Annotated in this window: 25 protein-coding genes; 6 read left to right on the forward strand and 19 right to left on the reverse strand. The window is 73.1% G+C overall.

From position 1 onward, the window contains the following. Positions 1-55 precede the first annotated feature (55 nt). Entirely contained in the window at positions 56-1,186 is a 1,131-nt protein-coding gene (gene pstS, locus J1792_RS08105; RefSeq protein ID WP_086568545.1) for a phosphate ABC transporter substrate-binding protein PstS, read from the reverse strand. Positions 1,187-1,615: 429 nt separating this feature from the next. Between pstS and J1792_RS08110 the strand changes: the two genes are divergently transcribed. Continuing rightward, positions 1,616-2,701 (forward strand): C40 family peptidase, encoded by a 1,086-nt coding sequence (locus J1792_RS08110; protein ID WP_207246899.1) that lies wholly within the window; start codon positions 1,616-1,618, stop codon positions 2,699-2,701. Between the two features lie 280 nt (positions 2,702-2,981). Next, positions 2,982-4,244 (forward strand): PP2C family protein-serine/threonine phosphatase, encoded by a 1,263-nt coding sequence (locus tag J1792_RS08115; RefSeq protein ID WP_086568548.1) that lies wholly within the window; start codon positions 2,982-2,984, stop codon positions 4,242-4,244. Between the two features lie 22 nt (positions 4,245-4,266). Here J1792_RS08115 and J1792_RS08120 read toward each other — a convergent pair whose 3' ends face one another. The 3 genes from J1792_RS08120 to J1792_RS08130 all read right to left on the reverse strand — a co-directional run bounded on the left by J1792_RS08120 (position 4,267) and on the right by J1792_RS08130 (position 5,730). Then, positions 4,267-4,611, reverse strand: coding sequence for a DUF2516 family protein (locus J1792_RS08120; RefSeq protein WP_086568550.1), 345 nt, complete (start codon positions 4,609-4,611; stop codon positions 4,267-4,269). A 101-nt stretch (positions 4,612-4,712) separates the two neighbouring features. Continuing rightward, positions 4,713-5,318: a prolipoprotein diacylglyceryl transferase gene (locus J1792_RS08125; RefSeq protein WP_086568552.1), complete on the reverse strand. Its 606-nt coding sequence runs from the start codon at positions 5,316-5,318 to the stop codon at positions 4,713-4,715. Between the two features lie 16 nt (positions 5,319-5,334). Continuing rightward, positions 5,335-5,730: a helix-turn-helix domain-containing protein gene (locus tag J1792_RS08130; RefSeq protein WP_086568554.1), complete on the reverse strand. Its 396-nt coding sequence runs from the start codon at positions 5,728-5,730 to the stop codon at positions 5,335-5,337. Positions 5,731-5,914: 184 nt separating this feature from the next. Here J1792_RS08130 and J1792_RS08135 point away from each other — a divergent pair, with 184 nt between their 5' ends. Beyond that, positions 5,915-6,409 carry a cupin domain-containing protein gene (locus J1792_RS08135; protein ID WP_207246900.1) on the forward strand — a complete coding sequence of 165 codons (495 nt, stop codon included), beginning with the start codon at positions 5,915-5,917 and terminating at the stop codon, positions 6,407-6,409. Positions 6,410-6,464: 55 nt separating this feature from the next. Here J1792_RS08135 and J1792_RS08140 read toward each other — a convergent pair whose 3' ends face one another. From J1792_RS08140 to J1792_RS08150, 3 genes are all read right to left on the reverse strand, one after another. Next, complete coding sequence (locus tag J1792_RS08140) at positions 6,465-7,265, reverse strand: putative protein N(5)-glutamine methyltransferase (RefSeq protein ID WP_086568558.1); 801 nt, start codon at positions 7,263-7,265, stop codon at positions 6,465-6,467. A gap of 235 nt (positions 7,266-7,500) precedes the next feature. Beyond that, entirely contained in the window at positions 7,501-8,442 is a 942-nt protein-coding gene (locus tag J1792_RS08145; protein WP_207246901.1) for an LAETG motif-containing sortase-dependent surface protein, read from the reverse strand. A 12-nt stretch (positions 8,443-8,454) separates the two neighbouring features. Then, positions 8,455-11,706 carry an AfsR/SARP family transcriptional regulator gene (locus J1792_RS08150; protein WP_207246902.1) on the reverse strand — a complete coding sequence of 1,084 codons (3,252 nt, stop codon included), beginning with the start codon at positions 11,704-11,706 and terminating at the stop codon, positions 8,455-8,457. An 85-nt stretch (positions 11,707-11,791) separates the two neighbouring features. Between J1792_RS08150 and J1792_RS08155 the strand changes: the two genes are divergently transcribed. Beyond that, positions 11,792-12,553, forward strand: coding sequence for an SDR family oxidoreductase (locus J1792_RS08155; RefSeq protein WP_086569278.1), 762 nt, complete (start codon positions 11,792-11,794; stop codon positions 12,551-12,553). A gap of 89 nt (positions 12,554-12,642) precedes the next feature. Here J1792_RS08155 and J1792_RS08160 read toward each other — a convergent pair whose 3' ends face one another. From J1792_RS08160 to J1792_RS08175, 4 genes are all read right to left on the reverse strand, one after another. Beyond that, positions 12,643-13,233, reverse strand: a complete 591-nt coding sequence (locus tag J1792_RS08160; protein ID WP_086569319.1) for an NADPH-dependent FMN reductase — start codon at positions 13,231-13,233, stop codon at positions 12,643-12,645. A 57-nt stretch (positions 13,234-13,290) separates the two neighbouring features. Beyond that, on the reverse strand, positions 13,291-14,541 hold the full coding sequence (locus tag J1792_RS08165) for a GNAT family N-acetyltransferase (RefSeq protein WP_207246903.1): 1,251 nt from the start codon (positions 14,539-14,541) through the stop codon (positions 13,291-13,293). Positions 14,542-14,681: 140 nt separating this feature from the next. After that, positions 14,682-15,689, reverse strand: a complete 1,008-nt coding sequence (locus J1792_RS08170; RefSeq protein WP_086569282.1) for an asparaginase — start codon at positions 15,687-15,689, stop codon at positions 14,682-14,684. A gap of 51 nt (positions 15,690-15,740) precedes the next feature. After that, the gene (locus J1792_RS08175) at positions 15,741-16,367 is read right to left on the reverse strand and encodes an RsiG family protein (RefSeq protein ID WP_372446078.1); all 627 of its coding nucleotides are present in this window, start codon (positions 16,365-16,367) and stop codon (positions 15,741-15,743) included. Between the two features lie 153 nt (positions 16,368-16,520). On the opposite strand from J1792_RS08175, the gene dtd reads away from it, so the two are divergent. Continuing rightward, a complete protein-coding gene (gene dtd / locus J1792_RS08180; RefSeq protein ID WP_086569283.1) occupies positions 16,521-16,946 on the forward strand; it encodes a D-aminoacyl-tRNA deacylase in 426 nt (141 codons plus the stop codon). A gap of 36 nt (positions 16,947-16,982) precedes the next feature. Here dtd and ygfZ read toward each other — a convergent pair whose 3' ends face one another. The 6 genes from ygfZ to J1792_RS08210 form a co-directional block, all read right to left on the reverse strand. Further along, positions 16,983-17,963, reverse strand: a complete 981-nt coding sequence (gene ygfZ / locus J1792_RS08185; RefSeq protein WP_086569285.1) for a CAF17-like 4Fe-4S cluster assembly/insertion protein YgfZ — start codon at positions 17,961-17,963, stop codon at positions 16,983-16,985. A 10-nt stretch (positions 17,964-17,973) separates the two neighbouring features. After that, positions 17,974-18,411 carry a Fur family transcriptional regulator gene (locus J1792_RS08190; RefSeq protein ID WP_086569287.1) on the reverse strand — a complete coding sequence of 146 codons (438 nt, stop codon included), beginning with the start codon at positions 18,409-18,411 and terminating at the stop codon, positions 17,974-17,976. Between the two features lie 19 nt (positions 18,412-18,430). Beyond that, positions 18,431-19,477 carry an ABC transporter substrate-binding protein gene (locus tag J1792_RS08195; protein ID WP_207246905.1) on the reverse strand — a complete coding sequence of 349 codons (1,047 nt, stop codon included), beginning with the start codon at positions 19,475-19,477 and terminating at the stop codon, positions 18,431-18,433. A 7-nt stretch (positions 19,478-19,484) separates the two neighbouring features. Next, on the reverse strand, positions 19,485-20,252 hold the full coding sequence (locus tag J1792_RS08200) for an ABC transporter ATP-binding protein (protein WP_179198867.1): 768 nt from the start codon (positions 20,250-20,252) through the stop codon (positions 19,485-19,487). Then, positions 20,252-21,352, reverse strand: a complete 1,101-nt coding sequence (locus tag J1792_RS08205) for a FecCD family ABC transporter permease (protein WP_086569293.1) — start codon at positions 21,350-21,352, stop codon at positions 20,252-20,254. The genes J1792_RS08200 and J1792_RS08205 overlap by 1 nt, the downstream gene beginning before the upstream one ends. 159 nt (positions 21,353-21,511) lie before the next feature. After that, positions 21,512-22,108, reverse strand: a complete 597-nt coding sequence (locus J1792_RS08210) for a heme-binding beta-barrel domain-containing protein (protein ID WP_086569295.1) — start codon at positions 22,106-22,108, stop codon at positions 21,512-21,514. A gap of 259 nt (positions 22,109-22,367) precedes the next feature. On the opposite strand from J1792_RS08210, the gene J1792_RS08215 reads away from it, so the two are divergent. Beyond that, entirely contained in the window at positions 22,368-22,733 is a 366-nt protein-coding gene (locus J1792_RS08215) for a DsrE family protein (protein ID WP_086569297.1), read from the forward strand. 44 nt (positions 22,734-22,777) lie between these two features. Here the strand turns inward: J1792_RS08215 and J1792_RS08220 are convergent, their stop codons facing one another. Continuing rightward, complete coding sequence (locus J1792_RS08220; RefSeq protein ID WP_086569299.1) at positions 22,778-23,095, reverse strand: DUF3099 domain-containing protein; 318 nt, start codon at positions 23,093-23,095, stop codon at positions 22,778-22,780. 65 nt (positions 23,096-23,160) lie between these two features. Then, complete coding sequence (locus J1792_RS08225) at positions 23,161-23,451, reverse strand: DUF1416 domain-containing protein (RefSeq protein WP_086569301.1); 291 nt, start codon at positions 23,449-23,451, stop codon at positions 23,161-23,163. Between the last annotated feature and the right edge of the window lie 31 nt (positions 23,452-23,482).

Below are 23,482 nucleotides of genomic sequence, written 5' to 3' on the forward strand. Positions count from 1 at the left end.
CACCGGACGGTGCGGCCGGGCCCCGGTGTGTGGGCCGGGGCCGGCCGCATCCGCGTCAGGAGAGGGTCGCGACGGTCTCGCGGACCTTCTTGGCGATCTCGGCGGGCAGCGGCGCGTAGCCGAGCTCCTTCAGGACCGACTGGCCGTCCTCGCTCGCGATGTAGGTGAGGAAGGACTTCGTGGCCGGCAGCGTCTCGGCCTTGTTGCCCTTGTCCCCGGCGATCTCGTACGTCACCAGGGTGATCGGGTAGGCGCCGTCGGCCTTGGTGGTGTAGTTGAGCTTGAGGGCGAGGTCCTTGCCGGTGCCCACGATCTTCGCCTCGGAGATGGCCTTGGAGGCGTTGTCGGAGGTGGCCTCGACCGGGGCGGAGGCGCCGGTGTTGAGCTTCACCGTCTTGATCGAGTTGGCGGTCGCGTAGGACAGCTCGAAGTAGGAGATGGCTCCCGCAGTCTGCTTGACCTGCGAGGAGACACCGGCCGAGCCGTCGGCGGACTGGCCGCCCTTGGCCTTCCAGGCCTTGGCGGGCTCGTACGGCCAGGACTTGTCGGCCGCCGCCTTGAGGTACTTGGTGAAGTTGTCCGTGGTGCCGGACTCGTCGGAGCGGTGGAAGGCCTGGATCTTGAGGTCCGGCAGCTTGGCGTCCGGGTTGAGCTTCTTGATCGCCTCGTCGTTCCACTTCTCGATCTTCGAGTCGAAGATCTTGGCGAGGGTGTCGGCGTCCAGGACCAGGTTGTCCACGCCCGGCACGTGGTAGCCGATGGCGATCGGGCCGCCGAGCATGGGCAGGTTGATGCCCTGGCCGCCCTTGACGACGTCCTTGGACTTGGCGACCTCCTCCGGCTTGAGCGCGGAGTCGGAGCCGGCGAAGGCGGTCTTGCCCTGGAGGAACTCCTGGATGCCGGCGCCGGAGCCCGTGGCCTTGTAGTTGACCTGGATGTCCTTGCAGGCCTGGGAGAAGTTCTTCACCCACAGGTCCATGGCGTTCTTCTGCGCGGACGAGCCGGAGGCCAGCAGCTGGCCCTTGCCCTCGCACTTGATGTTGCCGGCGGCCTTGGTCGAACCGCTGCCGCCCGACGCGCCGCCGCCGTTGTCGTCGGAACCGCACGCCGTCAGGACCAGGGCACCGGAGACGGCGATGGCGCCGAGGGCGACTGTGCGAAGCCGGTTCTTGCGCTGAAGCTTCACTTTCGGGTGTTCCTTCCGGGAGCCGCCGCTCGGGCGGCGTGCGAGAGGTTTGTGGAGCTGTTCCGCCAGTGACGGGGCGGAATGGCGGGTGGTTCACCTGAACGGTGTGTCTCTCACCCTCCACGGCCGAAATTAGGCAGATCAGGTGAAGCGGTCGATGGGGCAGAGTGAACGGAGGGTGAACCTCACCCGTCGGGGTGGTAGCTCGGCGGACGGTCGGATTCCGCCCCCCCAGTGTGACGCAGCTCTCTGTCGATTTACGGGCAGCCGTGGCAGCATCCCAAGGCGTGTGACGGCACGTCAGGCGCGGGGGCGGAGTCGCGGAGGGGTTCTGTGAGGCGGAACGGTGGCACGTCCGGCGGGGTGGGAAGCCCCGCAGACGGCGCGGTGAGTGTGGCTGATGTGGCTGGTGATTCCGTAGGGGCCGATATGGCCGGTACTGCGGGGCGGCGTCTCGCCCTCGCGGTCGCGCTCGTCTGCGCCCTGGGCGCGGGCGCGCTCGCCGTCCCGGCCGTCGCCCACGCGGACCCCGGTCCCCCGTCACCGGCGGCGTCGCCCCAGGCGCCGGCCGCCGGCTCCCTCGAGGCGGTCCACAAGCAGGTGGAGGACCTCTACCGCAAGGCCGAGTCCGCCACCGACGACTACAACGCGGCGAACGAGCAGCAGCGCCTGCAGGAGAAGGCGGTCGCGGACCTCACCCGCCGGGTGAACGCCACCCAGCAGCGGCTGGACCTGCTCCGCGGCCGGACCGGGGCCCTCGCCCGCGCCCAGTACCGCAGCGGCGCGCTGACCCCGCCGACCCAGCTGTTCTTCAGCGACTCGCCCGAGACCTTCCTCAACGGCGTCAGCCTCGCCCGCAAGGGCGAGCAGGCCACCCGGGACCTGCTGACGCAGCTGGCGAGCACGCGCGCCGACCTCGGGCGCTACGCCAAGGCCGCCGAGGACCGCCGCAAGACGCTCGAGGGCGACCGCAAGAAGAAGGAAGCGGCGAAGAAGGAGATCGAGAGCCGGCTGGAGGCCGCGAAGAAGCTGGAGTCGAAGCTGGCGGAGAAGGAGCGCGAACGGCTGCGGCAGATGGAGGAGGACCGGGCCCGCCAGGCGCAGCAGACCTGGCTCTCCAGCGCCGCCGGCAAGGGCGTCATGAACCTCAAGGGCTCGGCCGCCACCGGCGACGGCAGGCGCGTGGTCGACTTCGCGTCCGCCCAGATCGGCAAGAACTACGTCTGGGGCGCCGAGGGCCCGGACACCTACGACTGCTCGGGGCTCACGCTCAAGGCGTGGGCCGCGGCCGGGCGCGCGATCCCGCGCACCTCGCAGGAGCAGTGGCGGCAGCTGCCGAAGGTCGACGTCAAGGACATGCGCCCGGGCGACCTGGTGATCTACTTCGGCGACGCCAGCCATGTCGGGGTGTACGCGGGCGACGGCATGATCGTCCACGCGCCCCGGCCGGGGCGGCAGGTGACCCTCGCAGGGGCCGGTTCGATGCCGATCCTGGGGGTCGTACGGCCCGGGTAGCCGCCGCGCGGCCGTCGCCGGACGGGGCTCGCGTGATCATAGGAACGTAGGACGACAAGGCGTGATGTTCGTCATCGCGCGTTCATCTCTTCGGGGCGCTTTTCGCGTCAATTCCCTTTGTGGCCGGGGCATATGACAGAGGCGGGTGGCTCCGTACCATTCCGTTTCGTCGGGCTCTGGCGCTAGGGTCACCCTCGGTACTCGCCTCCCGGTGAGACGCCGTGCCCTTGGGGGGTGGGGTCCCGCCCAGCGGTCGCTGGGGGAGGAAGGAACCGAAGCGATGCCCGTACCCGCGCCCAGGCCGGCGGAACCGCCCGCCGCCCTGCCCGACGGCGGGCTGACCCTGCTGGTGATCGAGGACGACCCCGGCGGCGCCCTGTCGGGCCCCGACATGGCGGCGATGACGGGAGCGTCGGGCAAGCCCGTACGCATCCGCACCGCCCGCAACCTCACCGAGGCCGCCCGGCTGCTCACCGACGACGTCCAGTGCATCCTCCTGGACCTGGCGCTTCCGCCCCTCGAGCAGGCCCCCGGCGCGCGGTGCGCCGACCCGTCCGACGAGGCGGGCCCGTCGGACGAGCTGGAGACGCTGCGGCGCGTGCTGCGGCTCGCACCGCACCAGGCCGTGCTCGCCCTGACCGCCGAGGCGGACGCCGAGCGGGCCGCGGAGGCGGTACGGGTCGGGGCGCAGGACTACCTCTTCCGCGACGAGCTCGACGGGCGGGTCCTCAGCCGGGCCATCCGCTACGCGGTCGAGCGCAAGCGCGCCGACTTCGCCCAGCGCCAGCTCACCGAGACCCGGCTGCGGGCCCAGGAGAACGCCCGCCTCGAGCGCGGCCTGTTGCCCCACCCGCTGCTGGCCGGTTCGGAGCTGCGCTTCGCCACCCGCTACCGCCCCGGCCGCAGCCGCGCCCTGCTCGGCGGGGACTTCTACGACACCGTCCGCACCCCCGACGGCACGGTTCACGCCATGATCGGCGACGTGTGCGGGCACGGCCCCGACGAGGCGGCCCTCGGCGTCTCGCTGCGCATCGCCTGGCGCGCCCTGACCCTGTCCGGGCTGTGCGGCGACGAGCTGCTCGACACCCTGCAGCAGGTGCTCGAGCACGAGCGGGCGGACGAGGAGATCTTCGCGACGCTGTGCACGGTCGACATCGCGCCGGACGGCCGCTCGGCCGCCCTGTGCCTGGCCGGCCACCCGGCCCCGCTGCTCGTACGCCCCGGACACGCCCCGGCCCTGCTGCCGCAGGAGGACGGCGGTCCGGCGCTCGGCCTGCTGTCGCAGGCCCGCTGGCCGCGCCAGGAGGTGGAGCTCGGCGACGCCTGGAGCCTGCTGATGTACACCGACGGCCTCATCGAGGGCCGGATCGGCGCGGGCACCCGGCGGCTGGGTCAGGAGGGCATGATCGAAATGGTCACGCGCCAGGTGAAGGAAGGGCTGCGGGGAGAGGGTCTGCTCGAGGCGGCCGTGGCGGAGGTGCGGGCGCTCAACGGCGAGGAGCTGACCGACGACCTCGCCGTGCTGCTCCTCGAGCGCGGCTGACTCCGGAGATCTCCGGGGGTCTTCAGCGGCCGCCGTTGTACGGGCCGTAGGGGCCGTCCGAGCTGGAGCCGCCGCGCCGGCGGGGGCCGCCGCGGCCGGAGACCTGGCGCAGGGCGGGGCGCACGTCGACCACGTAGACGATCGTGGCGATCAGGCCCAGCACGGGCAGGAAGCTCAGGATGCCGAAGAAGATGTTCACCGCGGCCGCGATGGCGAGGATGATCAGCCAGAAGGGCTTGGACTGCTTGTCGGCCGCCCGATAGGCGTCCTCGCGGCGGACGGCGGCGTCGATCAGCGCGAACAGGGTGAACAGCAGCAAGCCGACCGACACCCAGGAAAGGACCTCGCCGAAGCCTTCTACCAGCATGCCGCTCACCTTCTGTCGGATCGCCTGTCGCCCACGGTACCGGGAGAACGTTCCGGGCACGCCGGGCGTGCCCGGAACGGGCTCTCGCTAATGGCCGGTCGTCACTCGCCGGTCTTCGCGTCCGCCTTCTTGGCGGCGGCGGCCGGCTTGCGGGCCGGGGTCTTGCGGCCGGCCGGCTTGGCGTCGGCGTCGCCCTCGGCGGCGGGCTCCTGCTTGGCGGCGGGCGCGTCCTTGGCCTGCTCGTCCTTGGCCTGCTTGTCCCGCGCCGCCTGCTCGTCGCTGTCCGGCTCGACGGCGACGGCGATCTCGGAGAGCTCCTCGGCGGCCTCGCCGCGCCACGTCTTCACGGCCTCGCGGCCGCGCTCGGCCAGCTCCTCGAACTTCTCGCCCGCCTGCGCCGCGAGCGCGACGGCCTGCCCGACGGCCTGCAGCGTCAGGTCCTGTGCGGCCTGTCCGAGCTTCTTGGCGTCGGCGTCGAGGGTGCCGGCGATCTCGCCGGCCTTGGTGGTCACCTGCGTCTGCACCTGCTTGGCCCGCTGGGTGAAGCGGTCGCCGAGGGCCTTGGGGTCGGTGTTGCGCAGCTTCTCGATGCGCTCGGGGGCCTCGACGACGAGCTGCCCGATCTTCTCCGCGGTGAGGTCGGCGGCGCCGGCCGCGGCGTAGGCGGTGTCGGTGGCGGCCTTGCGGATGTCCTGAGTGATGGCCATGCGAGGGTCTCCCGGATCAGCTCGAAGGTGTGCTGCGGTCGTTCGTCTTGTCCGTCTCGTCCGTCGCGAGCCCGTTCTCCTTGCGGAAGGACTCGTAGATCTGGAGCAGCACCTGTTTCTGCCGCTCGTTGATCGAGGGGTCGGCGAGGATCACGCTGCGGACCTCCGCCTCGTCCCGGTCCCGTTCGTCGAGGATCCCGGCCTGCACGTAGAGCGTCTCGGCCGAGATCCGCAGGGCCTTGGCCAGCTGCTGCAGGATCTCGGCGCTCGGCTTGCGCAGGCCGCGCTCGATCTGACTGAGGTACGGGTTGGACACTCCGGCGGCATCGGCGAGTTGTCGCAGCGTCAGCTGCGCGGTGCGCCGCTGCTCCCGCAGGTACTCGCCGAGATTGCCGACGTTGAGTGATGCCATGCGGCGATCCTGCCCCAGGTTGCTAACTTTTGCAAGCAGGTGCTTGCAAAAGTAGCCACGTCAATTGACCTTTGATTTCCGCAGGGAAATGCACCCCTCGACAGGTCTGTCGGCGCCATAGATTGGTGATCAACAAGGACGCGGCAGAAACCCGCCGCGGTCGCGCACGAGGGGGAGCACACCCATGAACGCCAGCGCACTCAAGCCGGTTCTGACCCGCGCCGCCGACGCCGAGACCGTCAGCGACCCGAGCAGCGTCATGACCCTGCTCGCCGACTGCGGCACCGACGGCAGCTCGCTCACCAGCTACCGCTCGTCCTTCGCCAAGGGGGCGGTGGGTGCCCCGGCGCACTTCCACACCCGGGCCTCCGAGCTCTTCTTCGTCATCGGCGGCTCCCTGCAGGTGCTCGTCGACGACGAGGTCAAGGTCCTGAACGAGGGCGACTTCCTGCTCGTGCCGCCGCACACGCCGCACGCCTTCGCGGCGGCTCCCGGCGCCGAGGCCGACGTGCTGTTCGTCTTCACGCCCGGCATGCCGCGCTTCGACTACCTCCGGCTGCTCAACCGCGTGATGCGGGGCGAGGCGAGCCCGCAGGAGATCAAGGAGTCGTCCGAGCGCTTCGACAACCACTACGTGGACAGCCCGGTGTGGCGCGCCGCCCTCGAAGCCGCCCAGTGAGCCGACGGGCGGCCGGGGAGTCCGTACGCCGGACGCCCCGGTCGCCCCGAACCCGTCAGGCGTGGGCGGGCAGGGTGCCGACGACGACCGTGGCGTCCAGGTCCTCGCAGGCGATCACCCGCGGTACCAGGCCGCCGCGGGCGAACGCGGCGGCCGTCAGCGGGGCCTGACGTTCGCTGGTCTCGACCAGGAGGTGCCCGCCCGGGGCCAGCCACCGGGGGGCCTCGGCGGTGACCCGGCGCTGTACGTCGAGGCCGTCCGCGCCGCCGTCGAGCGCGACCCGCGCCTCGTGGACGCGCGCCTCGGGGGGCAGCAGGCCGATGGCCTCGGTGGGAACGTACGGGGCGTTGGCGACGAGTACGCCGACGCGGCCCCGCAGGGCCGCGGGCAGCGGATCGTAGAGGTCGCCCTCGAAGACCAGGCCGCCGGTGCCGGCCAGGTTGCGGCGCGCGCAGCGGACGGCGGCCGGGTCGATGTCGGCGGCGTACAGCTCCGGCCGGTCCAGGGAGGCGGCCAGCGCGGCGCCCACCGCGCCCGAGCCGCAGCACAGGTCGAGGACGACCGTGCGCGGGCCGGCCAGGGCCGTGGCCTGGCGGACCAGGAACTCGGTGCGGGGGCGGGGGACGAAGACCCCCGGGTCCACGGCTATTCGCAGGCCGCAGAACGCGGCCCAGCCCACGACGTGTTCGAGCGGGAGTCCCGCGACGCGCCGGCCGACCATGGCGTCGAGTTCGTCCGGGGTGCGGGCCGTGGTGAGGAGCAGCTCCGCCTCGTCCTCGGCGAAGACGCAGCCGGCGGCGCGAAGCCTGGCGACGAGGGTGGAGAGGGAGGAGGCGAGGGAGGGTGATGCCGACATGGAGAGAGCCTTCCGGGGTTACCGAAGGGTGCTCTCGCGGCCGCCTACGCCTGAGGGACCGTACGACCGTGTGGTGAGAGCACCCAGCCTGCTGCAGCGGTAATGGGTCTCACCTCCTCGGTCGGGTACTGCTGACGGCGGTCACTGTACCCGACCTGACGCCGCTTCACTCCGGCGGAAGAGGGGCCGGGCGGCTCGTCGCCGCCCGGCCCCCTCTTCTCGGTCCGATGGTCGCTCAGCGGCCGGACAGGCGGCGGCGGGTCATGACGACCAGGCCCGCGCCCGCCGCGACGGCGAGGGCGGCTGCGCCCACGACCCAGGGGGTGGAGTTCCCGGCGCCGGTGGTGGCGAGCGAGTCGCCGCCGCCCGGGGCGGAGGTGTCGGCGACGGCGGCCGCCGCCGGGGACGAGGCCGAGGCGGAGGGAGCGGCCGACGCCCGCGCCGAGGCCGACGCGGAGGGCTTGGCCGAGGCGCTCGCGCTCGGCGTCCCGGAGGGGGACGGCTTGGCGCTGCCGCTCGGGGTCGGGGACTTCGTCTCCCCGCCGGTGGACGGCGAGGGCTTGGCCGTGCCGTCCTTGGCCACGACGTCGATCGGGGAGAGCGTGCGCACCGACGTGCCCGAGATGTCGACCAGGGCGTGGGCGGGGCCCGTGGGGTAGTCGGCGGAGAGCTTGACGCGCAGCTCGACGGTGGCCGACCCGCCCTTCTCGACCTTGCCGCTGGTGACGCTGCCGACGAACGTCGAGCCGGGGGTCTTGTCGTCGATCCGGATCCAGGAGCCGTCCTTGGCGCGGTACTCGATCCGCTGGGCGCTCTTGATCTTCTTCTCGCCGTTGCCGCTGAGCATGAACGTCAGGCGGAGGGGCTCGATCGTCTGGCTGCCGGCGGTGTTGTCGACGATGAAGCCGAACTCGGTCCAGTCGCCGCCCGCGGTGAACGACCGGGGGTACTCGAGCAGTTTGACGGTGGCCTTGACCGGGGCCTGGTCGGTCTTCTTCGTGCCGTCGGCGGGGGCCGGGCCGGTGGCGTGGTCGGGGGTCGTGGCGTCCGGCGCCGTCACGGCGGGCTTCTGGACGTCGGTGGTGGTGCCCGTGGCGGCGGTGGCGGGGGCGGCCAGGAAAGCGGCCGGGGCTATGACGGCAGTGGCGGCCACCGCCGTGATCCGGGACAACTTCATGGAGGGCGACCTCTATTCGTAAGAATGTGCCGTAATCGTATGCGGCGGGTGGGTGACGTCGTTCAGCCCCCTGCCGTCGTCCGGCGCGCCGGACGGGTCCGCCCCCACCGCCTCCGCCGCATCCCGTGGACTGAGCCCGGCGCCCCGGCCGAAGGCCGTGTCGAACGCGCGCCCGCCCAGGGCCGCGCGCGCCGACTCCGTCACGCGGTCGACGTCGCCGCGCTCGCCCGCGGGCAGCGGGGCGCCCGCCCCGGCGCGGGCGGCGGCGGCCGCGCCCAGCAGGAGCGCGGCCCGCTCCGGACGGCCGGCGAGGGACTCGGCGCCCGCCAGGCCCTCGAGTGGCAGGGCCATCTCCCGGGGGTCGCCCCCGAGGACGGCTATGGCCAGCGCCTCCCGGTGGCGGGCGCGCGCGGCCTCCGCGTCGCCGCGCAGCTCCGCGACGAACCCCAGCTCCGCCAGGACCAGGGAGTTGCCCGGCTCGGAGGAGACCTCGGTGTACCAGTCCCGGATGCGCAGCAGCAGCGCCTCGGCGGTGGCGAGGTCCCCGGAGCGGCGGGCCGTCAGGGCCAGGCCCAGCTCGGCGTGGATCTCCCCGAAGCCGAAGCCCTGCTCCACGGCGCCGCTCCGGGCCCGTTCGTGCAGCTCCCGCGACCGCTCGTGGTCGCCGGTGAGCAGCGCGATCCGTCCCAGACGGGAGAGCAACCGGCTGGTCTCCGTGGCCAGATGGAGGCCCTCGGCCAGCTCCAGCGCGTCGTGGAGGAGCCGTTCGGCGCGCGCGTAGTCGCCGCTGATCTCGGCGAGGGTGGCCAGCGGGCCGACGCTCTGCAACGCGCCCCAGCTGTCGCCCAGTTCGCGGAAGAGGGCGGCGCTGCGTTCGCCGTCGGACCGCACCGCGGACAGCTCGCCGCGGATCAGCGCGTGCGTGGCCCGCAGGCCCAGGGCCGCCGCGACGCCCCAGCGGTCGCCGATCTCCCGGAACCCGGCCAGGGCGCGGCCGGTGAGTTCCTCGCCGGCCCTCGTGTTGCCGGTGTTGAAGAGGGCGTAGGCCTGGAACCACCACGTCCTGGCCCGGACGCCGGGGTCCGCCGGCTCCGGGCCGGCGGGCGCCGCGAGGGGCGCGGGACGGCCGGTCAGCAACGCGAATGCGTGGTGCAGGGCGCGCACTTCGGCCCGTACGTCCTCCAGGCCGGGCTCGCCGTCCGCCGGGTCCGTGTCCCCCGCCGACAGCGCGGCCCGGGCCCATCGCCGTGCCTCGCCCAGGCGGCCGCGCAGCAGCCAGTACCAGGACAGGGCCGCCACCAGCCGCAGCGCCTCCTCCCGCATGCCGCCGCGCACCGCCGTCTCGAGGGCGGTACGGAGATTGCCGCCGTCCGCGTCGAGGCGCCGCAGCCAGTCGTGCTGGCCGGGGCCCTGGAGGCCGGGGCGGGCGCACTCGGCGAGGGCGGTGTAGCAGCGCACGTGGCGCTCGCGCGCGGCGGTCTCGTCCGCCATCTCGCGCAGCCGCTCGGTGGCGTAGGCGGCGACCGATTCCAGCAGGCGGTAGCGGGGGCCGAGCGGGCCGTCGGTCATGACGACGAGGGACCGGTCGACGAGGCGGGCGAGCAGGCCGAGCACGTCCTCCGGCGGCACCCCGGGGCCCGCGCAGACGGCCTCGGCGGCCCGCAGCGTGCAGCCGTCGGTGTGCACGGCGAGGCGCCGCAGCACGATGCGTTCCGGGGCGGTCAGCAGCTCCCAGCTCCAGTCGATGACCGCCCGCAGGGTCCGCTGGCGGGCGGGAGCGCCCCGGCGGCGGCCCGTGAGGACCCGGAAGCGGTCGTCGAGGCGGTCCGCCAGCTGCCGTACGCCCAGGGCCCGTACGCGCGTGGCGGCCAGTTCCAGGGCGAGCGGGAGTCCGTCGAGCCGGCGGCAGATCACCTCGACGGCGTCCCGGGTGGACGCGTCCAGGGCGAAGCCCGGGGCGGCGGCCGCGGCGCGGGCCGCGAACAGCCGCACCGCGTCGTCGCCGCTCAGCGGCTCGACCGGCCGTACGACCTCGGCCGCGAGGCCCAGCGGCTCCTGGCTCGTGGCCAGCAGCCGCAGGCCGGGGGCGGCCCGCAGCAGCCGGTCCGCGAGGTCGGCGACGGCGTCGACGGCCTGCTCGCAGTTGTCCAGGATCAGCAGGGCGCCACGGTCGCGCAGCGCCGCCGCCAGCCGGTCCGTGGCCAGGGGGGCGGGCCGGCCGGGCGGGGCCCCGTCGTCCCGGAGGCCCAGCGTGCCGGCGACGACCTCCGCGAGGCTGTCGCTGTCGCCGTGCCGGCCCGCCAGCTCCACCAGCCACACGCCGTCCGCGCCGCCCTCGCCCGCTCCGTCCCGCAGCCGTGCGGCGACCTCGGTCGCGAGGACGGTCTTGCCCACCCCGCCGGGCCCGGTCAGCGTCACCAGGCGGCTGCCCGACGCCAGCAGCTCGACCGTGTCGGCCACCGCCCGCTGTCTGCCGACGAGTTCGCCGAGGGGAGCGGGCAGGTTCGTGCGCGGCGGGGCCTGTGGGGCGGGGGACAGCTCGGGGGCCTGGGTGAGGATCGCCCGGTGGAGCGCCGCGAGCTCCGGGCCCGGGTCCAGGCCCAGCTCCTCCGCCAGGAGCGTGCGCAGCGCGTCGTAGGAGGCCAGCGCCTCGCTCTGGCGGCCCGCGGCGTACAGCGCCCGGAGCTGGAGGGCGCGCAGCCGCTCCCGCAGCGGGTGCCGCGCCACGAGGGCCGTCAGCTCCCCGGCGAGGGCGTCGTGCTCGCCGAGCTCCAGGCGGGCCTGTGCCTGGTCCTCGAGGGCGGCCAGCCGCAGTTCCTCCAGCCGGAGCGCGGCGGGGCGTACGTACTCCTCGTCGGCGAAGCCGGCGAACGCCGGACCCCGCCACAGCCCGAGCGCCTCGGTGAGCAGCCGGGCCCGCTCGCGCGGGCCGGCGGCCGCCCCGGCCCGGGAGGCGAGGGCCCGGAAGAGGCCGGCGTCGGTGTCCTCGGCGGCGACCGGCAGGCGGTAGCCCGGGGGCTGGCGCGGGACGCGGTCGCGGCCCACGGTCCGGCGCAGCTGGGAGACCTTGACCTGGAGGGCGTTGGCGGGGTCGGCGGGCAGCGTCTCGCCCCACAGGTGGTCGAGGAGCCGGTCGGCGGAGACCGGCCGGCCTTCGTGCGCGAGAAGGAGGGCCAGCAGCGCGCGGACCTTCGCCTCGCGCACCGTGACCGGATCCCCCGCCTCGTCCCACACCGTCAGTGGACCGAGCACCCCGAACCGCATGCCCAGACCGTATCCCAGGGGTCTGACAGTGGATCATCAGCCGGTCCACAGTGGATCGTCAGAGCGTCTCGGCAGAGTGCGGGGCATGACGACTTACGCGAACAAGAAGGCCGTGATCACCGGCGGCACCATGGGTATGGGCCTGGCCATCGCCAAGCGCCTGGTCGAGGGCGGCGCGGAGGTGCTGCTGACGGGCCGCAACGAGAAGAACCTGCGGGACGCGCGCGACGAGCTCGGACCGGGCGCCCGCATCGTCCGCTCCGACACCGCCAGCCTCGAGGACATCGCGGCGCTCGGCACGACGGTCGAGGAGACCCTCGGGCACGTCGACTACCTCTTCGTGAACGCCGGCATCGCGGAGCTGGCCCCGGTGGCGGAGGTCACCGAGGAGTCCTACGACCGGATGTTCGCGGTGAACACCAAGGGGGCGTTCTTCACCGTGCAGCGGATGCTGCCGCTGCTGCGCGAGGGCGGTGCGATCACCTTCACGACGTCCGTCGCGGACTCCGGGGGCTTCGCGGGGATGTCGGTCTACTCCGGTACGAAGTCCGCCCTGTGGTCGTTCGCCCAGGTGCTCGCGGCCGAGCTGGTGGGGGCGGGGATCCGGGTGAACGCGGTGAGCCCCGGCTTCATCGACACCCCGACCATGGGCGTGGCCGGGATGTCAGCCGAGGAGCAGGCGTACTTCAGGGGGGTGGGCGACACGGTCACCCCGATGCGGCGGCACGGCTCGCCGGACGAGGTGGCCCGTGCGGCGCTGTACCTGGCCGCGGAGGCGACGTTCACCACCGGCCTGAAACTGCCGGTCGACGGCGGGCTCGGGCAGCGCCTCACGCCGGCGGTGTAGCGGCGAGGGGGCCGGGGCCGGTGCGGGGGACCGGCCCGGCGCACTCGAGCCCCCGCCGCCTTGAGCGCCCCTGCCGCCGCATCGGCCGCTCACGCGCCGTACGGGCGCTTCTCGCGGGCCTCGCGCAGGGACAGGGCCCACCACGTGAGCTGGTCGAGCATCGCCTTCGCGGCGCCGGCGGCCGAGGTGCCGGCCTCCTCGTCCAGGTGGCGGCCGGAGTCGTCCAGCTTGCCCCACGGGCTGTGGAAGCTGACCGTCTCGCGGATGGTGACGGCGTGCAGCTCGGCGAAGACCGGGCGCAGGTGCTCGACGGCGCGCAGGCCGCCGGAGAGTCCGCCGTAGGAGACGAAGGCGACCGGCTTGGCCCGCCACTGGGTGTAGTGCCAGTCGATGAGGTGCTTCAGGCTCGCCGGGTAACTGTGGTTGTACTCGGGGGTGATGACGATGAAGGCGTCGGCCTCCTCCAGCCGCGGGGACACGGCGGCGAGGACGGCGGCGTCCTCCGGGCCGGGCTTGCCCGAGAGGTTCACCGGCAGCGGGCTCTCGGCGAGGTCGATGACGTCGACCTCTATCTCGGGGTGCTGGGCGGTCTGCTCGGCAAGCCAGTTGGCGACGGTGGGGGCGAAGCGGCCCTCACGGGTGGAAGAGACGATGACAGCGAGGCGGTAAGAGGTCTGCATGGGGAACACTCTCCTACCTCAAGCTTGGTTGAGGTCAAGTTTTTCCGTGACGCATGATCAGAATTGATCAGGGCACCACGGCCGACGCGCCGTGCGCAGCATCAGCTCCGCCCGCTCCACCGCCCCGGGCCGCTCCTCGGCGACGCGTCCCAGCGTCGCGAGACGCACCGCCGACTCGTCGCCGAGACACAGGGCGCCCAGCTCGCCGACGTCCAGGGTGAGTTCGGCCGGCCGGGAGGTGGGCACGCAGCTCGCGCCGTCGGGGCCCGCCTCCAGCAGGAAGCGGCCGCCGGCCAGACCGGCGGGGTCGACGACCTGAAGGACGAGCGAGCCGGCGCCGGAGTACGTGCGGGTCTCGAGCAGGGCGGGGGTGTCGAGGGGGCGCAGCCACAGGTGGTCGGCGTGGGTGGTGATCCTCGCGGCGCGCGGGTCGGGCAGCAGCAGCGGCAGGAGGTCGTCGGGGGCGCGCAGTCCGGACAGGACGCGGGTGACCCAGTCGACCGACAACAGGTAGTGCCACAGGGCGCGTTCGGCCTCGGCCGAGACGGCGATCAGGCTGCGCACGGTGGCGGTGGTCCGTGACCGCTTGGCTTCCCACACGCCATCGGCGGTGTAGGTGAGCAGGCCGTCCACGGTGCCGTCGGCGGACCGGTACAGGGCGTAGTACGGCTCGGTCCAGGCGGGCCCGGAGTTGATGAAGAGATCGCCGGTGGCGAACCGCCACCAGCGGTCGGTGCGGTCGACGACTCCGTGCCGGCCGGCGCGCATCCGTTCGTGCAGGCCGGGGCCCAGCTCCCGGACGGTCGCGCCGTCCACGAGGTCGACGCGGCCGCCGCTCCCGGGGCCCGCGTAGCGCGCGTCGAGGCCGGCGGCGGCGACGTCCACCTCCCACTCGGTGACCCAGGTGGCCGGGCCGTAGCCGTACCGTCCGTAGATCGGGTACTCGGCGGAGAGGAGCGTCGCGGCGGCGTCGCCGCGCTCCTTGGCGGCTCGCAGGTCGCGCTCCACCATGCGGCTGAGCAGCCCGCGCCGGCGGTGGGTGGGGACGACGGTGACGTTGCTGACGGCGTTCGTCCGCACGGACGCGCCGCCGGGCACGGACATGTGCTGGGTGAAGCTGCGGAACGTGCCGACACACGCCCCGGTGGCGGTGTCGAACGCGCCCTGCGTGCGGGCGAAGTCCATGCCCGCCCGGCGTATCTCGATCTCCTCCTTGGACACCGCGGGGGTCTGGAGGAAGCCGATGCGCATGGCGCGCAGCCAGCCGGGCAGGTCGGTGTCGTCGATCGTCCGCACGTCGAGGCTCATGACAGCACGTTAGGTGCCGCCCAAAGCAGGACGCACGCGATTTCTTACGGTCGTCAGGAGGGCGGCACGCGGCGCATGGCGGCGTCCGCGCCGTGCGCGCCCGTCCGCACGGCGCGCACGGTCCGACCGGCGCGCCGGCGTCAGAACGCGGCGCGTATCTCGCCGACCTGCCGCGCACCGCCCAGCAGCGGCTGTGCGGCGATGCGGTCGAGGACGGGGGCCTCGACGCCCATCATCCGCAGCACACGGGCCAGCACCGGGCCCAGCGCCCGCAGGGCACCGTCGTCGATCTTGAAGGCCAGGGCACGGCCGTCGGGCAGGGCCACGGCCTGGACGGCCTCGGCGCCCATCTTCGACAGCACGCCGGGCACCTCGCGCATCAGCCAGGTGTCGGGGCGGCGGGTGCCGGCGACGTACTCGGGGTGGGCGCGCATGGCGTCGGCGACCGCGCGCTCGGGGGTGCCCGGGACGGCCGTCACGAAGCTGCGGAAGGCGCGGGCCAGGCCGGTCAGGGAGAGCGCCATCAGGGGCGCGCCGCAGCCGTCGGTGCCCACGTGGGCGACGTCCTCGCCGCTCGCCCGCTGCACGACGTCCAGCACCAGGAGCTGCAGGGGGTGCTCGGGGGCGAGGTAGGAGTCGGTGGGCCAGCCGTTGGCCGCACAGGCGGCGATCATGGCCGCGTGCTTGCCGGAGCAGTTCATGGTGATCCGGTCGCGCACCTGGCCGGAGGCCAGGTAGGCCTCCGCCTCGACGGGGTCGAGCGGGAGGTCCGGCGGGGTCTGCAGGCCGTCCTCGGGGAGGCCGAACTCGGTGAGCATCGTGCGCACCAGATCGAGGTGGAACGTTTCGCCGGAGTGGCTCGCCGCCGCCAGCGCCAGCCGCTCCCCGGACAGCTCCAGCCCGGCGCGCAGCACGGCCGCCGCCTGCATCGGCTTGTTGGCCGAGCGCGGGTAGACCGGGGCCGCGGGGTCGCCCAGCGCGAACTCGACGCTGCCGTCGGCCGCCAGCACGACCAGCGAGCCGCGGTGCACGCCCTCGACGAAGCCCGAGCGGACCACCTCGGCGAGGACCGGGGACGGGCCGGGTATACGGGCGCCTTCGGCCGGGACGGCGGCGTACGCGGGCGACACAGGGGTCGAGGAGGTCATCGTCGGCCTTCCGGGGTGGTGCGCGACCGCCCCGGTGGTTCTGTCAGGAGATCACGAGAGCAGGTCGTCTACTTGTGCTTCTCCTTCACGGTACCTGCGTGCGATCTCGGCACTGCAATCGTCGGCCGTGCGCTGCACCCCCTGCCGGCGCAGGGACACCTGACGCTCGTACCCCGCCAGGCGGGCCATGCCGTCCCGCAGCTCGCCGTCCGTACGGGCCGCCAGGTCCGACAGCCCGACCTCCGCCAGCATGTCCTCCACCACCCGCCGGTGCTCCTCGCTGTGCGGGGTGCGCAGCGTCACGTGACGGGCCGAGGAGCGCTGCGCGGAGGGCCCGTCGGAGAGGATCTCCGTCAGCCGGTCGACCAGCAGCCGTTCCACCGCCGGGGACTCCGGCGCCGCCCGGCGGGCCAGCTCGGCCCGCAGGATGTCGATACGGCCCTGCAGGAGCCGGCGGACGTAGCTGAGGCCGGCCTCCTCCTGCTGGGCCTCCCGGCGCGTCGTGCGCAGCTCCGCGAGGCTCAGCTCGTTCATCCGGCGACCGGGGACGTCCGCCAGCCGTCCGGAACGCTGGGTCGGTGGTCTGGCGTGCAACGATTCACCTCCGCCTGCGCGGAGCTCCATGGCCGTTCGGTCCGCGGCCGTGAGCGTTCGGCCATCCTCGGTCGGTGTGGTCATGCGGTTCCGTCCCCTCGGGCGGTGTGCGGCCGGAGCGTCCCGCCGTTGCCCGCAAAAGGCACCGCCTGCACGCATCGTGCCATTGGGCATGCCCCGGCCGCAGGGTCTCTCCACCGCAACGAACCCGTACGGGCGCAGGGCATCATGGTCCGTATGCGTGCTGTGGTGCAGAGGGTGGACGGGGCGAGCGTCGCCGTGGACGGCCAGGTGGTCGGCGAGATCATCGGCGAGGGCCTGTGCGTGCTGGTCGGTGTGACGCACGAGGACACCCCCGAGCGGTGCGCCCAGCTGGCCCGCAAGCTGTGGTCGCTGCGGGTGCTCAAGGACGAGAAGTCCTGCTCGGACATCGGGGCGCCGCTGCTGGTGATCTCGCAGTTCACCCTCTACGGTGACGCCCGCAAGGGTCGGCGGCCCACCTGGAACGCTGCGGCCCCCGGCCCGGTGGCCGAGCCGCTCGTCGACGAGGTCGTGGCACAGCTGCGGAAGCTGGGCGCGCACGTCGAGACGGGCCGGTTCGGGGCGGACATGAAGGTGTCCCTGACCAACGACGGCCCCTTCACCGTGCTCATCGAGGTCTGAAGAGGCGGGAGCGGAGCGCCGCTCCCGCCCGGCCGCCTACGGCTCGACCACCGTCTCCTGCGAGGCGGCGGTTCCCTCGCCCACCAGCAGCGTCGCGTCCACCGGGACGTTCCGCTTGACCAGCGCCAGGGCGATCGGCCCCAGCTCGTGGTGGCGGACGGCCGTCGTCACGAAGCCCAGCTGACGGCCCTCCGGGCCGTCCGAGGCCAGGCGGACGGGGGCGCCGTGGCCCGGAATGGTCACCACGCTGCCGTCGAGGTGCAGGAAGACCAGGCGGCGCGGCGGCTTCCCCAGGTTGTGGACGCGGGCGACCGTCTCCTGGCCGCGGTAGCAGCCCTTCTGGAGGTGGACGGCCTCGCCGATCAGGCCCAGCTCGTGGGGGATCGTGCGGTGGTCGGTCTCCAGGCCCAGCCGGGGCCGGTGGCCCTCGACGCGCAGGGCCTCGTACGCCAGGACACCCACTGCCGGGCCGTGCTCCGCCGCGAACTCCGCCAGCCGCTCACGGGGCAGGAACAGGTCCCGGCCGTACGCCGTCTCGCGCGCGACGACGCCCTCCGGCGTCGCGGCGATGGAGCCGGCGGGCAGGTAGGCCACCGCGATGTCGTCCGTGCGGTCGGCGACCTCGACCTCGTAGAAGAACTTCATGCTCTCCAGGTACGCGACCAGGTCGTCCTGGGTGCCGGGCTCCACGTGCGCCCAGGTCGTCTCCCCGTCGTCCACCAGATACAGCGCGTGCTCGATGTGGCCGTGCGGGGAGAGGATCAGCGCCTGCGTGGCCTGGTGGGGCGGAAGCTCGCTCACATGCTGGGTGAGCAGCAGGTGCAGCCAGGCCAGCCGGCCGGGGCCGGTGACGGTGATGACACCGCGGTGGGAGAGGTCGACGAACCCGGAGCCGTCCGCGAGCGTGCGCTGCTCGCGGAACAGGTCGCCGTAGTGCGCGGCGACGCCTTCGTCCGGGCCCTCGGCGGGGACGGCGCCGGGCAGCGACAGCAGAGGGCTCTTCGTATGACGCAGCATGCCGACCAGCCTACGGCGCGCCGGGCGAGGCCTTCGAACGGCAGCCGGAACACCGGCCGAAGATCGCGAAGTGCTTCATGTCCGTGTCGAAGCCGAAGTCCTCGCGCAGCTTCGCGGTGAAGGCCTCGGCCACCGCCAGGTCGGCCTCGATGACGTTCGTGCAGTCCCGGCAGACCAGATGTATGTGGTGGTGGCGGTCGGCGAGGTGGTACGTGGGCGCGCCGTGCCCGAGATGGGCATGGCTGACCAGGCCCAGCTCCTCCAGCAGCTCCAGCGTCCGGTAGACCGTCGAGATGTTCACCCCGCCCGCGGTTTTGCGGACCTCGGTGAGGATGTCGTCCGGCGTCGCGTGCTCGAGCCGGTCGACGGCCTCGAGAACGAGCTGGCGCTGCGGGGTCAGCCGGTAGCCGCGTTTACGGAGATCGCTCTGCCAGTCGGTGTCCACCACGCTCCCAGTCTAGGCAGCGTCAGCCCTTCCGTACCCCGTTCAGGTACCCGGCGAGCGCGGCGACGGCCTCGGGGTTGCGCGGGCTCTCGACGAGGTCGACGTAGTCGAGGACGAAGACGCGCTTGTTCTTGATGGCCGAGACGTTCGCCAGAGGAGGGTAGGAGAGCAGGAATTTCTTCTTCTCCTCGGCCGTGACGTCCCCGTAGTTGTTGATCACGATGACCTCGGGATCGCGGTCCACGACGGTCTCCCAGCCGACCTGGACCCACGAGTCCTTGAGGTCCTTCATCACGTGGTCGCCGCCGGCCCGGGTGATGATGTCCTGCGGCCCGGCGTACGCGCCCGAGGTGAAGGGCTTGTCCCGGCCGTCGTCGTACAGGAACACCCGCGGCCGCGGGCCGTCCTCCGGCACCGTCGCCCGCACCTCGGCGACGCGCCGCTGGAAGCGGGAGACGAGCTCCTCCGCCCGGTCCTCGACGTCGAAGATCTTCCCCAGCGTCCTGAGGTCCGTGTACAGCGCCTCCAGCGGCGGCATCACGCCGCGCGACGTGCCGCTGCCGCCGTTGTGGCAGGACTCGGTGAGGACGTACGAGCCGACGCCGAGCTTCTTGAGGGCCTCGGGCGTGAAGCCGGTGCCCTCGCCGAATCCGTAGTTCCAGCCCGCGAAGACGAGGTCCGCCCTCGCGTCCAGGACCAGCTCCTTGTTGATCTCCTTGGTGGACAGCCGCTTCACCTTGTCGTAGCCGCTCTTCCAGGGCGCGGCGCCCCGGTCGTCGCGGCTGCCGCGGTAGTCCGGCGCCACATAGCCGGCCATGTGGTCCTCGAGGCCGAGCGCGAACATGATCTCGGCGATGCCGACGTCATTGGTCACCACGCGCCGCGGTGTCCTGTCGTACGTCGTCTTCACCCCGCAGTTGGAGATCGTCACCGGGTAGTGGCCCGGGGAGCCCGAAGCCTCGCCCTGTTTGTCGTCGGGAGCGTCCGAAACCTTCGCGCCGCAGCTCGTGAGGGTGACGGCGGCGAGCAGGGCGAGCGCGAGACGGGGGGTACGGGCGGCGGTACGCATGGTGTCCTTATGGCAGGCGGTCGAAGAGCAGCTGCGGCGCGCCGGAGGCCGGGTGCGGCACGCGGTGCGCCCGTACGGAGAAGACCTCGGCGAGCAGCCCAGGCGTCAGCACGTCGTGCGGCGGCCCGGAGGCGACGATGCGGCCGCCCGCGATCACGTACAGGGCGTCGCAGTGGGTGGCGGCGAGGTTGAGGTCGTGCAGCGCGGCCAGCACCGTCAGGCCCGATGCGCGCACCAGCGACAGGACCTCCAGCTGCTGGGCGATGTCCAGGTGGTTCGTCGGCTCGTCCAGCACCAGCACCTTCGGCTCCTGGGCCAGGGCGCGGGCGATCAGCACGCGCTGCTTCTCGCCGCCCGAGAGCGTGAGGAAGACCCGGCCGGCGAGGTGGTCCGCGTCCACCCGCCGCAGCGCCGCCGCGCACCGCTCGCGGTCCGTCGCCGTGACCCGCCCGGCCGCGCTCTGGTGCGGCAGCCGCCCCATGGCCACCACCTCGTCGACGGTGAAGCCGAACTCGCCCGCCGTCTCTTGCGGCAGCGCCGCCAGCCTGCGCGCCCCCTCCCGGGCGGTCAGGGCGTGCAGGTCGTCGCCGTCCAGCAGCACCCGCCCGGCGGCGGGCCGCAGCGCGCGGTAGACGCAGCGCAGCAGCGTCGACTTGCCGCTGCCGTTGGGCCCGACCAGGCCCACGACCTGCCCGGCGCCGGCCCGGAGGGTGATGTCGTGGACGAGCCGGGCACCGGCGATCTCCACCGACAGGTCCTCGACGTCGACCCGCATCACGTACCTCCGAAGCTGTAGCCGCGCCGCCGCATCAGCACCACGAAGCAGGGCACGCCGATGAGCGCGGTGATGACCCCCACGGGCAGCTCCACGGGCGCCAGCAGCAGCCGGGAGACGACGTCCACCCACAGCAGCAGCACGGCGCCCAGCAGGGGCGCCACGGCCAGCACCCGGCGGTGGTCGGCGCCGACGAGCATGCGGGTGACGTGCGGGACCATCAGCCCCACGAAGCCGATGGCGCCGCTGACGGCCACCACGGCCCCGGTGACGGCCGCCGTCACGACGAACAGCACCCGGCGCAGCCGCTCGGCGTCCACGCCCAGCGCGGCCGCCGTCTCGTCGCCCATGGCCAGCGCGTTCAGGCCGCGCGCCGACCACAGCAGGTAGCCCAGCCCGGCCAGCACGACGGCGGCGGCGATGGGCACGGACGACCAGGTGGCGCCGCCCAGGCTGCCGAGCAGCCACATCATCGCCGAGCGCGCCGCCTCGCCCCGGGAGGCGCTGAAGACCATGAGCGTGGTGACGGCGGAGAAGCCGTAGTAGAGGGCGCTGCCGGTCAGCACCAGCCGCAGCGGGGTCAGTCCCTGGGCGGTGCGGGCCGCCGCGTAGACGAGGGCCATGGCGGCGAGCGCGGAGACGAAGGCGGCGCCCGACAGGGCCCAGACGCCGAGCGAGGCGAAGGCCCCGAAGAGCAGCACGGCGTTGGCGCCGACGGCGGCGCCGGAGGAGATGCCGAGGGTGAAGGGGTCGGCGAGGGCGTTGCGGACCATCGCCTGCACGCCCACCCCGATCGCGGACAGCCCCGCGCCGACGACGGCGGCCAGCAGGGCGCGCGGGAAGCGCAGCTCCCAGACGATCGTGTACGCGGAGACCTCGTCCGGCGCGATGGTCCCGCCGGTCAGCCCCGCCCGCAGATGGTGCAGCGTCTCAGCCCAGCCGATGCCGGAGGATCCGAGCGCGACGCAGCACAGCAGGGACAGGAGCAGGGCGGCGGTGAGCCCGGCGATGAGCGGCGGCAGGGGTAACCGCCGGGGCGTCGCGGCGGCGCCGGGCGCCGGTCCCGGCGTCCTGGGGACGGCCGGGGTGTCGGTCGACACGGGGAGAGTCCTCTCGCAGTCCACGGCGAGTGCGGGCAGGGACGCTCACCGCCGCGGGCGATCGGGCTCGCGGAGGGCCCGGAAGGGCCCTCCGCCTACCGTTGCGGGTCAGCGCCGGAATTCGACCGGCTTCCCCCGCGGGGCGAGATGGGGCGGTGCCTACGGGTTGTAGGGCGTGCCGTCCTGACGGAAGAAGGACACGCCGTCCGGCAGGTCCTCGGGCAGGCTCTCGGCCCACTCCTGCAGGCTCTGCTGCGTGCCGACCTTCTTCAGGTGGGCCGACATGTAGGGGCGCAGCGGCACCTCGGGGGTGGCCTTCTCGCCGACCCACATCAGGTCGCCCTTGACGTAGCCGTACAGGCGCTTGCCGCCGGAGTACGGGCCGGAGGCCTCGGTGCGGGCGACGGCGTCCGTGGCGAGGTCGATCTGCGGCTTCTGGTCGGCCAGCTCGCCGTACCAGACCTCGGCGACACCGGAGTGACGGGTCATGACGACCTCGACCTTGCGGTCCTTGTCGATGCGCCAGAAGCCGGCCTCGGTCTCCAGTGGGCGGACCATCTTGCCCTCGCCGTCGAGCACCCACGTGTGGGAGGTGTACTCGATGAAGTCACGGCCGTCGTGGGAGAAGGTGACTTCCTGACCGAAGTTGCACTTCTCCTCGCCGGGGAAGTCCGCGACGCCGGCGCCCTCCCACTTGCCGAGGAGGAAGACCAGGGGCACGAGGTCGGGATGGAGGTCGGACGGAATCTCAATCATGAGCTCAGGCGATCTGTAGAGGGTGCGGAACGAAACGGGTCAGCGCTGGCCCTGGTACAGCTTCTTCCAGGTCAGACCCGCGAAGGCGACGACGCCGACGGCGACCAGGACCAGCAGGGTGGTGAAGACTGCCTCAAGCACGAGCGCGCTCCTCGGTCGGAGTGAGGTGATGTGTTTACGGACCGGGTCGAGTCTAGTCGGCCGGGTCACGGGAGGCGCTGTGAGGTTGACCGTGGCCGGGGCACCTAGAGTGGCGCGCATGGCCAAGAAGCTCGTAATCAAGGTGACGGCGGGGGCCGACGCTCCCGAGCGGTGCTCGCAGGCGTTCACGGTGGCGGCCGTGGCGGTGGCCAGCGGGGTGGAGGTGTCGCTGTGGCTGACCGGCGAGTCGTCGTGGTTCGCGCTGCCGGGGAGGGCGGCGGAGTTCGAGCTGCCGCACGCCGCGCCGCTGCCGGACCTGATCGACGGCATCCGCGCCGGAGGCGGGATGATCACGGTGTGCACGCAGTGCGCGGCGCGTCGTGACATCGAGGAGAAGGACCTGATCGAGGGCGCGCGGATCGCCGGTGCGCAGGTCTTCGTCAGCGAGGCCATGGCCGACGGCGTGCAGGCGCTCGTCTACTGACGGGGCTCGCCCCAGGAAAGCGCTGATCGCACACGGCCGGGCGGCTACTGGTCGTGCGAGCGCGGGCGGCGCTTGCCGTCGAGCTCGTCCCACCACTCGTCCGACTTGGGGTCGCCGGAGGGATCGTCCCACCAGCGGTCGTCCGGGCCCCGGCGGTTGGCGACGATGGCGGCGACGGGTGGGATGACCATGGCGAAGAGGCACATGCCGACGGCCGCCGGCACCGACCACAGGCGCACCACGGCCCAGGCCAGGACGAACATGCCGATGCAGGTGCCCATCATGGCGAAGTAGAGGTGCCTGCGCCGCGCGTACACATCTTCACCGTACGACGCCGGCCGGTGCGAAGCGAAGGGCCGCACCCCCCTCAGGCGTCCAACCCGGGGTGCGGCCCTTCGCGGACCTCAGGCGCGCGCGGCGGCGCGGCTCAGACGGCGATGGCGACGTTCGCCAGCGCGCCCTTCTCGGTGAGGACGACCTTGCGGTCGGCCGTGGCGCCCGGCACCAGCGCCCGGACCGTCCACGTGCCCTCGGCGGCGTAGAACCGGAACTGTCCGGTGGCAGAGGTGGGCACCTCGGCGGTGAACTCGCCGGTCGAGTCCAGCAGCCGCACGTAACCGGTGACGGGCTCGCCGTCGCGGGTCACCGACCCCTGGATGGTGGTCTCACCGGGCTTGGCGTTCGAGGCGTCCGGGCCGCCGGCCTTTGCTCCACACATGTGCGTGATCCTTAACTGTCGCGGGCGAGGG

It is taken from the genome of Streptomyces triculaminicus (genome assembly GCF_017349075.1).
Classification (GTDB): Bacteria; Actinomycetota; Actinomycetes; order Streptomycetales; family Streptomycetaceae; genus Streptomyces; species Streptomyces triculaminicus.

Coding starts and splice junctions, on each gene's coding strand:
- J1792_RS08170 (WP_086569282.1), bottom strand. CDS start 15,689: ATGACCTCCTCGACCCCTGTGTCGCCCGCGTACGCCGCCGTCCCGGCC.
- ygfZ (WP_086569285.1), bottom strand. CDS start 17,963: ATGCTGCGTCATACGAAGAGCCCTCTGCTGTCGCTGCCCGGCGCCGTC.
- J1792_RS08115 (WP_086568548.1), top strand. CDS start 2,982: ATGCCCGTACCCGCGCCCAGGCCGGCGGAACCGCCCGCCGCCCTGCCC.
- dtd (WP_086569283.1), top strand. CDS start 16,521: ATGCGTGCTGTGGTGCAGAGGGTGGACGGGGCGAGCGTCGCCGTGGAC.
- J1792_RS08120 (WP_086568550.1), bottom strand. CDS start 4,611: ATGCTGGTAGAAGGCTTCGGCGAGGTCCTTTCCTGGGTGTCGGTCGGC.
- J1792_RS08145 (WP_207246901.1), bottom strand. CDS start 8,442: ATGAAGTTGTCCCGGATCACGGCGGTGGCCGCCACTGCCGTCATAGCC.
- J1792_RS08215 (WP_086569297.1), top strand. CDS start 22,368: ATGGCCAAGAAGCTCGTAATCAAGGTGACGGCGGGGGCCGACGCTCCC.
- J1792_RS08225 (WP_086569301.1), bottom strand. CDS start 23,451: ATGTGTGGAGCAAAGGCCGGCGGCCCGGACGCCTCGAACGCCAAGCCC.
- J1792_RS08110 (WP_207246899.1), top strand. CDS start 1,616: ATGGCCGGTACTGCGGGGCGGCGTCTCGCCCTCGCGGTCGCGCTCGTC.
- J1792_RS08135 (WP_207246900.1), top strand. CDS start 5,915: ATGAACGCCAGCGCACTCAAGCCGGTTCTGACCCGCGCCGCCGACGCC.
- J1792_RS08155 (WP_086569278.1), top strand. CDS start 11,792: ATGACGACTTACGCGAACAAGAAGGCCGTGATCACCGGCGGCACCATG.
- J1792_RS08160 (WP_086569319.1), bottom strand. CDS start 13,233: ATGCAGACCTCTTACCGCCTCGCTGTCATCGTCTCTTCCACCCGTGAG.
- J1792_RS08125 (WP_086568552.1), bottom strand. CDS start 5,318: ATGGCCATCACTCAGGACATCCGCAAGGCCGCCACCGACACCGCCTAC.
- J1792_RS08195 (WP_207246905.1), bottom strand. CDS start 19,477: ATGCGTACCGCCGCCCGTACCCCCCGTCTCGCGCTCGCCCTGCTCGCC.
- J1792_RS08200 (WP_179198867.1), bottom strand. CDS start 20,252: ATGCGGGTCGACGTCGAGGACCTGTCGGTGGAGATCGCCGGTGCCCGG.
- J1792_RS08130 (WP_086568554.1), bottom strand. CDS start 5,730: ATGGCATCACTCAACGTCGGCAATCTCGGCGAGTACCTGCGGGAGCAG.
- J1792_RS08175 (WP_372446078.1), bottom strand. CDS start 16,367: ATGACCACACCGACCGAGGATGGCCGAACGCTCACGGCCGCGGACCGA.
- J1792_RS08210 (WP_086569295.1), bottom strand. CDS start 22,108: ATGATTGAGATTCCGTCCGACCTCCATCCCGACCTCGTGCCCCTGGTC.
- J1792_RS08165 (WP_207246903.1), bottom strand. CDS start 14,541: ATGAGCCTCGACGTGCGGACGATCGACGACACCGACCTGCCCGGCTGG.
- J1792_RS08140 (WP_086568558.1), bottom strand. CDS start 7,265: ATGTCGGCATCACCCTCCCTCGCCTCCTCCCTCTCCACCCTCGTCGCC.
- J1792_RS08150 (WP_207246902.1), bottom strand. CDS start 11,706: ATGCGGTTCGGGGTGCTCGGTCCACTGACGGTGTGGGACGAGGCGGGG.